The organism is Rhodothermus marinus (assembly GCF_009936275.1).
GTDB classification, from domain to species: Bacteria; Bacteroidota; Rhodothermia; order Rhodothermales; family Rhodothermaceae; genus Rhodothermus; species Rhodothermus marinus_A.
Genome location: NZ_AP019797.1, coordinates 3,107,032 through 3,119,789 on the forward strand (window position 1 = coordinate 3,107,032; position 12,758 = coordinate 3,119,789).

The 12,758-nt window shown below is 60.6% G+C and carries 12 protein-coding genes; 5 read left to right on the forward strand and 7 right to left on the reverse strand.

Going from position 1 to position 12,758, the window contains the following annotated elements:
• Positions 1-168: 168 nt before the first annotated feature.
• Positions 169-1,113 carry a tRNA (guanosine(46)-N7)-methyltransferase TrmB gene (gene trmB, locus GYH26_RS13555; RefSeq protein WP_161542105.1) on the reverse strand — a complete coding sequence of 315 codons (945 nt, stop codon included), beginning with the start codon at positions 1,111-1,113 and terminating at the stop codon, positions 169-171.
• 130 nt (positions 1,114-1,243) lie between these two features.
• Here trmB and GYH26_RS13560 point away from each other — a divergent pair, with 130 nt between their 5' ends.
• Together GYH26_RS13560 and tsaE are read left to right on the forward strand one after the other, a co-directional pair.
• A complete protein-coding gene (locus GYH26_RS13560; protein WP_242006442.1) occupies positions 1,244-2,803 on the forward strand; it encodes a response regulator in 1,560 nt (519 codons plus the stop codon).
• A complete protein-coding gene (tsaE, locus tag GYH26_RS13565; protein ID WP_161542107.1) occupies positions 2,800-3,279 on the forward strand; it encodes a tRNA (adenosine(37)-N6)-threonylcarbamoyltransferase complex ATPase subunit type 1 TsaE in 480 nt (159 codons plus the stop codon). Before GYH26_RS13560 ends, tsaE begins: the two co-directional genes overlap by 4 nt.
• Here tsaE and GYH26_RS13570 read toward each other — a convergent pair.
• Complete coding sequence (locus GYH26_RS13570; RefSeq protein WP_161542108.1) at positions 3,264-3,986, reverse strand: NAD(P)-dependent oxidoreductase; 723 nt, start codon at positions 3,984-3,986, stop codon at positions 3,264-3,266. The genes tsaE and GYH26_RS13570 overlap by 16 nt on opposite strands.
• A 364-nt stretch (positions 3,987-4,350) precedes the next feature.
• Here GYH26_RS13570 and GYH26_RS13575 point away from each other — a divergent pair, with 364 nt between their 5' ends.
• Complete coding sequence (locus GYH26_RS13575; protein ID WP_161542109.1) at positions 4,351-6,006, forward strand: M28 family metallopeptidase; 1,656 nt, start codon at positions 4,351-4,353, stop codon at positions 6,004-6,006.
• Between the two features lie 3 nt (positions 6,007-6,009).
• On the opposite strand, the gene lhgO is transcribed toward GYH26_RS13575, so the two are convergent.
• The 4 genes from lhgO to GYH26_RS13595 are packed head-to-tail and all read right to left on the reverse strand — an operon-like array spanning position 6,010 to position 9,719.
• Entirely contained in the window at positions 6,010-7,209 is a 1,200-nt protein-coding gene (gene lhgO, locus GYH26_RS13580) for an L-2-hydroxyglutarate oxidase (protein ID WP_161542110.1), read from the reverse strand.
• Entirely contained in the window at positions 7,206-7,751 is a 546-nt protein-coding gene (locus tag GYH26_RS13585; protein WP_161542111.1) for a YfiT family bacillithiol transferase, read from the reverse strand. The genes lhgO and GYH26_RS13585 overlap by 4 nt, the downstream gene beginning before the upstream one ends.
• Positions 7,752-7,811: 60 nt before the next feature.
• A complete protein-coding gene (locus tag GYH26_RS13590; protein ID WP_014067985.1) occupies positions 7,812-8,483 on the reverse strand; it encodes an MjaI family restriction endonuclease in 672 nt (223 codons plus the stop codon).
• A gap of 3 nt (positions 8,484-8,486) precedes the next feature.
• The gene (locus tag GYH26_RS13595) at positions 8,487-9,719 is read right to left on the reverse strand and encodes a DNA methyltransferase (RefSeq protein WP_014067986.1); all 1,233 of its coding nucleotides are present in this window, start codon (positions 9,717-9,719) and stop codon (positions 8,487-8,489) included.
• A 67-nt stretch (positions 9,720-9,786) separates the two neighbouring features.
• Here GYH26_RS13595 and GYH26_RS13600 point away from each other — a divergent pair, with 67 nt between their 5' ends.
• The gene (locus tag GYH26_RS13600; protein ID WP_161542112.1) at positions 9,787-10,362 is read left to right on the forward strand and encodes a 2'-5' RNA ligase family protein; all 576 of its coding nucleotides are present in this window, start codon (positions 9,787-9,789) and stop codon (positions 10,360-10,362) included.
• Here GYH26_RS13600 and GYH26_RS13605 read toward each other — a convergent pair.
• A complete protein-coding gene (locus tag GYH26_RS13605) occupies positions 10,343-10,855 on the reverse strand; it encodes a Rad52/Rad22 family DNA repair protein (protein WP_161542113.1) in 513 nt (170 codons plus the stop codon). The genes GYH26_RS13600 and GYH26_RS13605 overlap by 20 nt on opposite strands.
• A gap of 261 nt (positions 10,856-11,116) precedes the next feature.
• Between GYH26_RS13605 and GYH26_RS13610 the strand changes: the two genes are divergently transcribed.
• Complete coding sequence (locus tag GYH26_RS13610; protein ID WP_161542114.1) at positions 11,117-12,502, forward strand: ammonium transporter; 1,386 nt, start codon at positions 11,117-11,119, stop codon at positions 12,500-12,502.
• Positions 12,503-12,758 lie beyond the last annotated feature (256 nt).

Sequence of the window (12,758 nt, forward strand, 5' to 3'; positions counted from 1 at the left end):
GCTACCGGTAGCGTTACTACAGGTTCCATGAGCCTTACCCCAAACGCGTTCGAGATGCAGATGCAGCAGCAAAGGTACGAGCGCGCTCGTGGTCAGGCGCAAGGCACCAACAGGGACGCCACTTCGCTTACGCTCCGTAGCGCACTACAAGCAGGTGCGCACTTAATTTCAGAAAAACGCTTCGGCCAGACGCATGCCCTGCGCTTCCAGCCATTCGGTCAGGCACCGGATCGCCTCGCGCGTGCCTCGCGTCGAGAGCGGAAGGCCGAACGGAAGCACGCGCACGAGCACCTTTCCATCCTTCGGACGCGCTTCGACCAGCACTTCCTGCGTCAGGTCCTCCTCTTCAATTCGCACCAGAAACAGCAACCCGGTGCCGTCAAGCGTCCGGTAGGCTTCGAGCACGATCACGTGACCGCCTCGGAAAGCGTGGACCAGTTTCTCGAAGCGTTCCAGTTCGGGGAGCGTCCCTTCCAGCAGTGCGTGGTGCATGACGTCGTAGCGTTCGATGGACGGAGGAAACGGATCGGAAGCCTCGGCCTGCTTCGTAAAGACGGCGTGGTAAATGGGTTTCTGCTGGGCCTGCCACTTACGCGCGTACTTGGTCTGGCGCGTCTCCGGCGGCGGCTCGGTCACTTCGATCCGATACAGCCCGGTCTTTTCGGCCTCTTCCAGCGCGAAAGAAAAATACGGCGCGTCGTCGGTGGTCAGCCGAAGCGCCCCGCCGTCGGCCAGTCGGGTGGAAAGTAGCTCGAAAAACGGCGCCTGCAACAGCCGCCGCTCCTGGTGGCGCTTTTTGGGCCAGGGATCCGGGAAGTTCACGTACACCAGCGACAGGCTGCGCTGCGGCAACACGTTACGCACCAGAAAGCGGGCCTGGCCCAGATAGAGCCGCACGTTGGTCAGACCGGCCCGGCGCACCCGCCCGAACGCCCGCCGCATCGAGCCCGGCGAAATCTCCACGCCCAGCACGTTCCAGTCCGGGTGACGCGCCGCCCAGTCCGTCAGAAAGCCGCCGTCGCCGAAGCCGATCTCCAGCATCAGCGGCGCCTCGCGGCCGAAGAGCTGCGCGGGCGGCGTCGGGAAGGTGAACTGTCCGGTACGCAATATCATGAGCAGGCCGTTCGTTCAAAACCCTGGCAAACCGGATCGCCTGTCCGGGGCGTACGTTATAGCCAGAAGCGGCGGGGGGTTTCCCTCATCCGCCGTTTTTTGCAGGGATTGAACCAAGCAGCGCATGCACATGCCGGGAAAACCACGCATTCTCTGGGCCGACGACGAGATCGAACTGCTTCGGCCGCACATTCTGTTTCTGGAAACGAAGGGCTATGAGGTGACCAGCGTCACGAACGGCGCCGACGCCGTCGAGCAGGTGCGCCGCCAGCACTTCGACGTGGTGCTGCTCGACGAGCAGATGCCGGGCATGGGTGGTCTGGAGACGCTCTCCGAAATCAAGGCGATCGCGCCGGAGCTGCCCGTGGTGCTCGTCACCAAGAGCGAAGAAGAGCATCTCATGGAAGAAGCGCTGGGCCGCCAGATCAGCGACTACCTGACCAAACCCGTCAACCCGAGCCAGATCCTGCTCACCTGCAAGCGCCTGCTCGAACAACCCCGCATCCGAAGCGAAAAAGTCTCGCAGGAATACCTGCAGGCCTTTGCCCGCATTGCGGCTGCGTTGCAGGGGCCGCTCTCGCCCGATGAATGGGTGGACCTGTACCGCCGGCTCACCCGCTTCGATCTGGAGCTGGAAGGCGACGAAGGCGCCCGCCAGATTCTGGAAGACCAGTTCCGCGAGGCCAACCGGGTCTTCGGACGTTACATCGAGGACGTATACCCCGACTGGCTGGCGTCGCAACCCGACAAAGACCGGCCCGTACTCTCGCACGAGGTGCTGCCCCGCTTCGTGCTGCCGGCACTCGACGAAGGACGGCCCGTGCTGTTTTTCGTCATCGACTGCATGCGCTTCGACCAGTGGCTGGAGTTCGAACGACTGCTGGCGCCGCTGTTCGACCTGGAGCTGCACTTCCACTTTTCGCTGCTGCCCACAGCCACGCCGTACGCCCGCAACGCAATCTTCAGCGGGCTGCTGCCGCGTGATCTGGCCCGGCGTTACCCGGACGCCTGGTCCGAGGCCGAAGAAGGCGAAAGCAGCCGCAACCGCAACGAAGAGACGTTCCTGCACGACTTCTTCGAGCGGCGCCGCCTGCGCGCGCGCATCCGCTACGAAAAGCTCATCGGCGCCGCCGACGGCCGCGCCTTCGCCCGCCAGGTGAACGACTTCCTGCAGCACGACCTGAGCGCCATCGTCGTGAACTTCGTCGACATTCTGGCGCACAGCCGCTCCGACTCGGACGTGCTTAAAGAGATTGCTCCGGACGAGCGCGCTTACCGGGCACTGACGCGCACCTGGTTCGAGCATTCCTGGCTCTACCAGGCTTTTCAGGAGCTGGCCCGCCAGCGCTGCACGATCATCCTGACGACCGACCACGGCGCCATCCGCTGCCTGCACCCCACGAAAGTACTGGGCGATCGCGAAACCTCGACGGCGCTCCGGTTCAAGTTCGGCCGCAACCTGCGTGGCGACGAGCGCCACGCCATCCTCGTGCGCGACCCGCTGCCCTTCGGTCTGCCGCGAAGCAGCGTGACGACCACCTACCTGCTCGCCAAAGAAGACTACTACTTCGTCTATCCGACGAATTACCACCACTACGTGAACCTGTACCGCGACACGTTCCAGCATGGCGGCGTGTCGCTGCAGGAGATGATCGTGCCGATCGTTACCCTGCGTCCCCGGACCTTATGAGCACCGCTGCACGGACCGATCTGTTGCCCTGCGAGACGGACAGCCCCGAGGCCACGCATGCGCTGGGGCGGCGCCTGGCCGAACACCTCCGGCCGGGCGACGTGGTGGCGCTCTATGGCGACCTGGGCGCGGGCAAAACGCAACTGGTCAAAGGGATCGCGGCGGGCCTGGGCATTCCCGACGTGGAGGTCAGCAGCCCCACGTTCACGCTCGTGCACGAGTACCGGGACGGACGGCTGCCGCTCTACCACTTCGACGCCTACCGCCTGCGCAACCTGGAAGAGTTCTTCGACCTGGGCTACGAGGAATACTTTTATGGCGACGGCGTGAGCGTCGTCGAATGGGCCGATCGCGTCGAGCCGTTGCTGCCCCCGCACGCGCTGCGCCTGCGGCTCGAACACCTGGGCGGCGATCGTCGCCGCATCACCTGGCACGAGGCGCCTCCTTCGCCCGACGGACGTCAGGCCCGGTTGTAAATGACCGGCATCTGCCCTTTCCAGCGGTTCCAGAGCGCCTCTTCGGTGAGCAGCCGGGCCATGAAGTGCGCCACGTTGATCCGGCTGGTGGCTCCGGCGTCGAGCAGTGCGCTGCGCGTGGGCGACGGATGCACCTCGTAGGCCGAGACGGCCGCCTCGTCCTGAAGGGCATCCGGACGCACGGCCACCCACTCGATGAATTCGTCCCGCGGACCGATGCGCGTGCGCAAAAACTCGGCGGCCGCCACGTTGTCCGCATGTGGCGGCAACAGGCCACGCAACAGTCGCTCCAGCAGCCGGTGCAGGAAAGGCAACGGTTCGTCCAGATCGCGATTGCGGTTGCCCGCCGTGTTCATCAGCGCGAAGCGGACCGGCCGGTCCGGTCGGTGTCGCCGGACGGCCCGACAGAGTCGCCGCACCGCGTCGGTCACCAGACGTCGCGGCGGTCCGAACATCCCCCGGAAGCTCACCCGATGGCCCAGGCACGAGGCCACCGCCCCCCACCCTTCCACGTAGGCGGCCAGCTCCGCATCGCTCAACTCCGAAATGCTTCCATAGATCAGCGAAAGGTTCGGCTGCGTGTCAAGCAGCTCCGAAAGCCTGTCAGGCGTGCGCACGATGGCCCGCACCCGCTCGCCCCGCTCCAACAATTGCTGCACCAGCAACCGCCCCGTGGCGCCGGTGGCTCCCACCATCAATACCGTCATGATCCCTCTGCTCCGCGCCCGCCTCGAGGGCCGACGCTCGTAAAATTGGAAAGAAAGGCCCCGGATCGACTTATGGACCTGCATCGGAAGCTTACCCCCTACCTTCGCGCAAGTTGCCGCACATTTCGAACTTTCTCGCCCCGCGACTTTCGCCTCCCCGAAAAGCGCGCGCTTTTGTACCTTAATAGCTCAAAGCGAACCTGTGAACAGACACGAAGCGACGGGCCTTTTAGCAAACGCCACTGCGACTGCGCCTTGTGGCTTACTACAAACGTGCTTGTAGTTCGCTAAGAAGCGTAAACGAAGGGCCCTCAGCGGTCCCCGCGGAACACGCGCGCAATCTCAAACCGAACCGAAAAGAACCATGACGACACGCCTGTTTGTCGCCTGTTTGCTGCCTGTGCTTGTGTGGACGGGTTGCCGGCGGAAAGATTCCACCGAAGCGGCCCGCCGGGCCATCACGCCGGAATTGCTGGCCGAGCACATCCAGGTGCTGGCCTCCGATGAGTTTCTGGGCCGGGCACCTGCCTCACCGGGCGAAGAAAAGACGGTCAACTATCTGATCGAGCAATTTCAGGCGCTGGGGCTCCGTCCGGGCAACGGCGACAGCTATACCCAGGAAGTGCCGCTGGCCGAGATCACGGCCGATCCGGCCTCGGCCCGACTGGAAGTGCAGGGACGCCGGGGCCGCCTGCGCTTCCGCTACGGCGACGAGGCCATGTTCTGGACCAAACGGCTGGTGCCGGAGGTGTCGGTGACCGGAAGCGAGGTGGTCTTCGTGGGCTACGGCATCGTGGCGCCCGAGTACGACTGGAACGACTATGCGGGCGTGGACGTGCGCGGCAAGACCGTGGTGATCCTGGTGAACGACCCCGGCTACGCGACGGGCGACTCGACGCTGTTCACCGGCCGGGCCATGACCTATTACGGCCGCTGGACCTACAAATTCGAGGAAGCCGCCCGCCAGGGTGCCGCAGCCGCACTCATCATCCACGAGACCGGTCCGGCCGGCTACCCGTGGGCCGTGGTACAGGGCTCCTGGTCCGGTCCTCAGTTCACGCTGGTGAACGAACAGCAGAACATGGACCGGTGCGCCATCGAGGGCTGGCTGACCTATGAGTCGGCCCGTCGGCTGTTCGAGCTGGCCGGCCGGGATCTGGAGCAGCTCAAGGCGGCGGCCGCCCGGCCGGGCTTCCGGGCCGTGCCGCTGGGCCTGCGCCTGTCGGCCACGCTGCGCAATACGACCCGCGAGGTGCGCTCGCGCAACGTGCTGGCGCTCCTGCCGGGCCGGGAGCGTCCCGACGAGGTGGTGATCTACACGGCCCACTGGGACCATCTGGGCGTCGATCCATCGCTGCCCGGCGACAGCATCTACAACGGCGCGCTCGACAACGCCACGGGCACGGCCGGCCTGCTGGCGCTGGCGCGGGCCTTCACGGCGCTGCCCGAGCCGCCCGCCCGTTCCGTGCTGTTCCTGGCCGTCACCGCCGAAGAGCAGGGCCTGCTGGGCTCGGCCTACTATGCCACGCACCCGGTCTTCCCGCCCGAAAAGACCGTAGCCGTGCTGAACATGGACGGCCTGAACGTGCTGGGTCCCATGCGCGACGTGACGGTCATCGGCTACGGCATGTCGGAGCTGGACGACTACGCGGCGGCCGCCGCCGAGGCTCAGGGACGTTACCTGCGGCCCGATCCCGAACCGGAAAAAGGCTACTATTACCGCTCGGACCACTTCAGCTTTGCCCGGGTAGGCATCCCGGCGCTGTACCTGGACGCCGGCATTGACCACGTGGAGCACGGACCGGACTGGACGCTGGCCCGCCGCGCCGAGTACGTCGAGCGGCATTACCACAAGCCCTCCGACGAGTACGATCCGGCCTGGGACCTGCGCGGTGCGGTGGACGACCTGCGGCTGCTGTTCGACATCGGCTACCGGCTGGCCAACAGCACCGACTTCCCGAACTGGCGCGAAGGCACACCCTTCCGCGCCCTGCGCGAGCAACAACGCGCCGGAAGCTGATCCTCAATCGAAACGCGCCTGGACGCGTTCGGCGACCAGCGCGCCGATCCGAAACGACGAGGTGGCGGCCGGCGAGGGGGCGTTGACCACGTGTACCATGCGCGGCGACTCCAGCACGAGGAAGTCATCCACCAGCCGTCCTTCGGGATCGACGGCCTGCGCCCGCACCCCGGACGGCGCCGGGAGGAAGTCTTCCGGCGTCACCTCGGGGATGAGCCGCCGGGCCTGGCGCAAATAGTATCGCTTGCTCAGCGACTGCAGCAACTCCTGCACGCCCTTGCGCCAGTGGCGACGGGCCAGTTGCCAGAAACCCCGGTAGCCGAGCATTTCGAATAGCTCGGACGGGCGCACGTCGGTCAGCCGGTAGCCCTCGCGGGCAAAGGCCAGCACGGCGCTGGGACCGCACTCGACGCGGCCGTCGATCATGCGCGTGAAGTGCACGCCCAGAAACGGATAGGCCGGATCGGGCACCGGATAAATCAGATTGCGGCACAGATGCCGCCGCTCGGGGCGGAGTTCGTAGTACTCGCCCCGGAACGGCAAAATGCGGACGCCGGGCTCCAGGCCGTCCATGCGGGCAATCCGATCGGCGTAGAGTCCGGCGCAACCCACGGCCACGTCGGCCCGGAAAGCACCGGCCGGCGTTTCGAGCACCACGCCCCGGCCGTCCGGCACGATGCGCGTGACGGGCGCCCCGAGCACCACACGGTGGCCGGCCGCCTCCAGCTTTGCGCGAAGCCGCTCGGCCACCGCCCGGTAGCTGACGATGCCCGCCTCTGGCACGTGGATGGCCGCTACGCCGTGCGCGTGCGGCTCCAGCTCCCGGAGCCGCTCGGGACCGATCAGCGTGCACGCCACGCCGTTCTGCTGCCCGCGCTCGTAAAGCGTCTGCAGGCGCGGCCGCTCGGCCTCCTCGACGGCCACGATCACCTTGCCACAGAGTTCGCAGGGAATGCCTTCCGCCTCACAGAATCGGATCAGTTCCCACTTTCCCTCCCGACAGCAGGTGGCCTTGAGCGATCCGGGACGATAGTACAGACCGGAATGGATCACGCCGGAGTTGCGTCCCGTCTGGTGCGCCGCCACCCGGTTTTCTTTTTCCAGCACGGTGATCGTGGCCCCCGGCATGCGCTCCATGAGCCGGTAGGCCGTGGCCAGTCCGACGATGCCGCCGCCGATGATCGCAATGGCCGGCTGCTTCATGAGCCCGTCGGTTGCGATTCGGCCTGCACCCGGACCAGCGACAGGTGGGCCACATGGTGGCGGCCGTGCCAGGCGTAGAGCGCCAGTGCCTGATCCAGCGTCAGGGGCCCGTGTTCCGGATGGCGGAACGTCCGCTGGAAGTCCTCCGGCTTCAGACTTCGAAGCAGGGCCACCCAGCGGGCGTGCAACCCTTCCAGCAGGGCGATCGAGGCCGAGACCGGCGCCGAGCGGGCGTCGGGGAGTTCGGCCCAGCGCTGCTGGTCGTAGGTTTTGATCAGCGGCGCCTCTTCGGTCAGCGCCAGCCGGAAGCGCACGTAGCCGTTCAGGTGGCTATCGGCCAGGTGGTGCACCACCTGGCGGGCCGTCCAGCCGCCCGGCCGGTAGGAGCGATCCAGCTGCTCTTCGGTGAGCTGCGCCACGGCCTGCCGCACCTGCACGGGGAGTTCGGCCAGCTGCGCGATCAGCCCTTCCCGCTGCTCCGTGGTCAGCGGCTTTTCAGGCCATTGAAACGGCCCGATCGGATAGCGTAGCGGATCAGCCATGACAGGTTTTTTCAGAAGTAGCAGCAGAGAGACTCGAATTCACATATTACTCCAAGTAATTCAAGACTTTAAGGCTTTTAATCTTTGAATTTCTTCTTCAATCTTTCCAATAATATCAGGGTTGTAGATTTCTTTTCGACCATCTCTTTTTATTGAGAATATGATAAAAACTTTTCCTCCGTATTTCTTCTCAAAGTCAACATGAGTCCTACTAAGCCAATCTTTCCATTTATATAACTCAGGAGTCTGCTCATAAGTGATAGGCTTGATTTGCAATCCTATATACTTATCATTAACTTTAATATAAAAGTCCACATTATACAGTCTATCCCACTCGTCAGGAGCTGGTTCAATTTTGACACTCAATCTATGCTGCAATTCTTCATAAACAGTGCGTTTTTCTGTAATATACCCGTCATAAGTGCGATTAATTACAAGATTATAAATATATTGAACACAGTCATATTCAGTTACATCTTCGACTTCGGCGTGAATAACTTCAGTAATTTTTACGAAAAGGATTTTACCGAGACTTTCTACATATTCTTCTGGAGACAAATTTATTCCTTTTTCTTCCAGAAATCTTTTTAGTTTGTCATAATAATAACCTTCCCAATCTTCAATAGATTTCGGATCACATTCACGAATCCATTGAGATACAGGGCCAACCCTATCCTTTTTGTTTAGACCCCATCTATTAGTTGCTACGTTTAATATCCATTCCTTAGCCATTTTTCACTCTCTTTCTAACTTAATAAATTTATCTTTATACTTGTAATTTTTTATTCTATCAGCTATAGCCATTTTGTTTTTTATCAAAAAGGCATTTATAAAAATTTTATTTTTAAGATAGACGTAAGCCTCAACCGTATTTCCATTTAAAGCTTTGCCATTATCAAATCTAAGAAAAATTTCTTTCCCCAAGACTCGTTCTCTTAAATATTTCAAAACTTCATCTTTCTTTACAATTTTTGTACCCAAGAATTTAACATTTAATCCTGTATCTACTTGAATTGTTTGTTCATCAATTATACCTGTTACTTTATAAAGCCTATCATTTTTAAAATTAAACTTCTTAGGATCTATTTGAGGTTTAGCATCCTTGATTCTCGGAAAATAATTTACTTTCTCAAATTTTTCTTCTATTTCACGTTTAACAATTTGAACATTATCAAATTGCAAAGAACTTTTGCCTAAGCCAATTTTTTCTTTCATTATACTTATAAACTTGTCGTTTATCTCGTAACCCACAGCATTCCGGCCTAAATTTAGTGCCACCTTAACGGTTGTTCCGCTTCCCAGGAACGGATCAAGTACAGTGTCATCAACAAAAGAAAACATTTTTATAAGTCGCTTGGGCAATTCATCAGGAAACATTGCTTCGTGTTCTATTTGCCTTGCCCCTCCAAAATACCAATGTCCCAAGAAATACTCTTTCCACTCTTCTTTACTAAGTTTGGATTTTTCTTTTAAAGTTTGCGCCATCTTATCACTTTTACCAGGCTTTTTAAATATGAGTATAAATTCATAATCTATTTCAATCATTCCATTTGGAGGATAGGGGTAAGATCCCATCACATTGGCTCCTCCAGTAGTATTCATTGTTGTCTTCTTTTGCCATATAATTGCACCCATATAATCAAAACCTATCTCTTCACATTGAGCTATAAATTCAGCATGTAACGGTATAATTTTATACCTTCCATAAATTATAGAACGAGCAAACTGATCTCCGATATTTACACACAATCTTCTTCCTGGTTTAAGAACTCTATAACACTCCTTCCAAACTCGATAAAGATCCTTCAGATACTCATGGAGGCTTTGCCCGTATCCTATCTGACCAGGGACTCCATAATCCTTAATATGCCAATACGGGGGAGATGTGACAATTAAGTCGATGCTTTTGTCTTCGACTTCAATCATCTTTCTACTATCGCCGACTATTATTTTAGCCCAGTTTCTCATTTCTCATCTTTTGTTTAACTTAGCCTTACTGACTCATAATAGTTTTTTTTCTCCTTGCAATCAAGCGATGCCGTCGCGCAAGACGCACCATACGGCCGTCGTCGTCATACCGCCCGAGGCGCTCTGGCCGCCCATTCAGGCCATTCGCGAGCGCCACGACCGCCAGGTGCGGCGCTGGATGCCCCACATCAACCTGCTCTACCCGTTTCGCCCGACGGAAGCCTGGCCGGAGCTGCTGGAGCCCATGGCCGAACGCGTCCGCCCGCTGCTGCCCTTCACCGTACGCCTGGCCGAGATCCGCTACTTCCGGCACCCGAGCGGCCGCTGCACGCTGTGGCTGGCACCCGAACCCGCCGAGGCGCTCGACGCGCTCCAGCAGGCGCTGCTGGCCGTGGCGCCCGAGTGCGACGACGTGCGGCGCCATCGGGGCGGCTTCACGCCGCACCTGAGCATCGGCCAGGCGCCCGACGCCGCCACCTGCGTGGCGCTGCAACGCGCGCTGCAGCAGCAGTGGGATCCGCTGACGTTCCCGGTCACCCACGTCAGCCTGATCTGGCGCCATGCGCCGCCGGACGACGTGTTTCGGGTGGGCTGGGAGGTAGGCCTGGAAGGCGTCCGGCCCGTCAACCCGCCCGCGACGTAGCGGCGCGCGGTGGCACCGGGCGCGTCCGGCGAGCCGGCGTCGGACGGTTCTCCGGAGCGGGATCAGGCGTTTCGGCAAGGCGGGGCGTTTCGAGCAGCCGTCCCCGCTCGTCAATGCGCACCCACTGGTTCGGAAGCCGGTAGAGGTAACGTCCGATGCCCCACTGGACGGCCGCCCGGCGCATGGCCGACGAAAGCCCGCCTTTAACCGGCTCGATGTCCGTGTTCTCGGCACCGTCCCACTTCGTGATCCACTCGTCGCCCACCCGGATCGAAATCCCACAGAGCACGCCGCCGCCCGGTCCGGGCCGGAATTCGTTGCGCCAGTTCTCCGGGCCGCACACTTCGTCGAGCCGGTCCATGATGGCCCGGTTCGTCACATAGGGGGCCACCAGTGCCTTGCCTGCCTGCTTCGAAATGGCGATCGGCTTCCATTCGATGTCCTCCGGCGCAAAGGGCGCCTGCAGACGCTTCAGATCGATACGGTTGTTCATTATCGCTGTGCATTGTTTCCGATTGCTCCGGCAATTTCCCTCGTCGTGGTGACATCTGTCTGTCACCGGATCCAGACGCGCTGCACCGGCCCGCACGCCATGCAAAGCGGGCCATTGATTTTTTCAATCGAATCCTGAAATCGCTTTCTAAAAATTAACTTCGTAAAAATCTTAACCTCAGTTATTGACAAGAAAAAATTATTTTGCTAAATATTTTGCGGATCCAGTCGAAACACCCTTAAAAAAGTAAGGAGACAGAGCATGAGGACCACTCGACGCTACGCGCACGGGCTTCTGCTGACCGCTCTGGGGCTTTTGCTGGCCTCGCCGGTGCTGGCGGCCGATCCCTCGGGGAAGGCGACGCTGGAAGCCGACCCGACCGCTCCGGCGAATTTCGTCTGGGTGCTGGTAGCCGCCTTCCTGGTCTTCTTCATGCAGCCGGGCTTTGCCCTGCTGGAGGCCGGCCTGACCCGGGCCAAAAACACGGTAAACATCCTCACGAAGAACGTGCTGGACTTCTGCATGGCGGCGCTGGCCTTCTGGGCCTTCGGCTATGCGCTGATGTTCGGCGGTTCGGGCATGGCGCCGGGACTGGAGCAGGGCAACCCGTTCATCGGCTACTCGGGCTTTTTCCTGACCGGTGAAGCCTACGACGTCAGCACGATCCTGTACTGGCTGTTCCAGATGGTCTTTGCCGCCACGGCTGCCACCATCGTCTCCGGGGCCATGGCCGAGCGGACGAAGGTGACGGCCTACCTGGCCTATTCTTTCCTGGTCAGCGCCCTCATTTATCCGATCTACGGACACTGGGTCTGGGGCAGCGGCTGGCTTGGCGAGATGGGCGCGGTGGACTTCGCCGGTTCGGGCGTGGTGCATGCCGTCGGCGGCATCCTTGCCCTGATCGGCGCCAAAAAACTGGGGCCGCGCATCGGCAAGTACGATGAGCAGGGACGTCCCCGCCCCATTCCGGGGCACAACCTGGCGCTGGCCACGCTGGGCGTCTTCATTCTTTTCTTCGGCTGGTTCGGCTTCAATGCAGGAAGCACGGTGGCGGCTACCGAACTGCGCATCTCGGTGATCGCCACCAACACAGCGCTGGCGGCTGTGGCCGGGGGTGTGGCGGCCATGTACCTGACCATGATCCGCACCGGCCACGTCGATCTGCTGGCCACGTGCAACGGCATCCTGGCCGGTCTGGTGGCCATCACGGCCCCCTGCGCCTTCGTGGCCCCCTGGGCGGCCGTGGTCATCGGCGCGCTCGGTGGTGTGGTCATGCTCTGGGCCGTGCACTTCGTCGAGCACAAGCTGAAAATCGACGACCCCGTGGGCGCCTTCGCCGTGCACGGAGCGGCCGGTCTGTTCGGGGTGCTGGCCGTGGGCATCTTTGCCGACGGCACCTACGGCGTCAGCGGCCTGATCGTGGGCGACACGCACCAGCTACTGGTCCAGCTCATCAGCATCGTGGCGCTGGTCCTGTGGACGAGCCTCACCGGATGGCTGCTCTTCACGCTGCTGGACAAGACGATGGGCCTGCGCGTCAGCCGCGAGCACGAACTGGCCGGGCTCGACGTGACCGAGCACGGCGTCTCGGCCTACGTCTTCGAAAACGGTCTGGCCGAAAAGCCGGGCAAAATGGTCGGGGCCTGATCATCCAGAAATCCGCAATAGATCGAACGCCAACCCGTAACCAACCCAAACAGGAGGTAGCATCATGGACGTTGTGCTTGGCGCGCTATCCTTCGTGGTCATGGCCGGCATGTGGATCGTCGGTCCTCAGATCTTTCTGAAAAAGAAATAACGACGGCCTGGCCGGACACCCTCCGGCACGCCCACACCGATCACGGCGTCGCTGCCCACAGGCGGCGACGCCTTTTTTTATTAAGTCAGGTACCAGAAGCGCTTT

What these genes read in the sequence shown, in the direction of transcription:
- trmB (WP_161542105.1), bottom strand. Translation starts at nt 1,113, where the DNA reads ATGATATTGCGTACCGGACAGTTCACCTTCCCGACGCCGCCCGCGCAG.
- GYH26_RS13560 (WP_242006442.1), top strand. Translation starts at nt 1,244, where the DNA reads ATGCCGGGAAAACCACGCATTCTCTGGGCCGACGACGAGATCGAACTG.
- tsaE (WP_161542107.1), top strand. Translation starts at nt 2,800, where the DNA reads ATGAGCACCGCTGCACGGACCGATCTGTTGCCCTGCGAGACGGACAGC.
- GYH26_RS13570 (WP_161542108.1), bottom strand. Translation starts at nt 3,986, where the DNA reads ATGACGGTATTGATGGTGGGAGCCACCGGCGCCACGGGGCGGTTGCTG.
- GYH26_RS13575 (WP_161542109.1), top strand. Translation starts at nt 4,351, where the DNA reads ATGACGACACGCCTGTTTGTCGCCTGTTTGCTGCCTGTGCTTGTGTGG.
- lhgO (WP_161542110.1), bottom strand. Translation starts at nt 7,209, where the DNA reads ATGAAGCAGCCGGCCATTGCGATCATCGGCGGCGGCATCGTCGGACTG.
- GYH26_RS13585 (WP_161542111.1), bottom strand. Translation starts at nt 7,751, where the DNA reads ATGGCTGATCCGCTACGCTATCCGATCGGGCCGTTTCAATGGCCTGAA.
- GYH26_RS13590 (WP_014067985.1), bottom strand. Translation starts at nt 8,483, where the DNA reads ATGGCTAAGGAATGGATATTAAACGTAGCAACTAATAGATGGGGTCTA.
- GYH26_RS13595 (WP_014067986.1), bottom strand. Translation starts at nt 9,719, where the DNA reads ATGAGAAACTGGGCTAAAATAATAGTCGGCGATAGTAGAAAGATGATT.
- GYH26_RS13600 (WP_161542112.1), top strand. Translation starts at nt 9,787, where the DNA reads ATGCCGTCGCGCAAGACGCACCATACGGCCGTCGTCGTCATACCGCCC.
- GYH26_RS13605 (WP_161542113.1), bottom strand. Translation starts at nt 10,855, where the DNA reads ATGAACAACCGTATCGATCTGAAGCGTCTGCAGGCGCCCTTTGCGCCG.
- GYH26_RS13610 (WP_161542114.1), top strand. Translation starts at nt 11,117, where the DNA reads ATGAGGACCACTCGACGCTACGCGCACGGGCTTCTGCTGACCGCTCTG.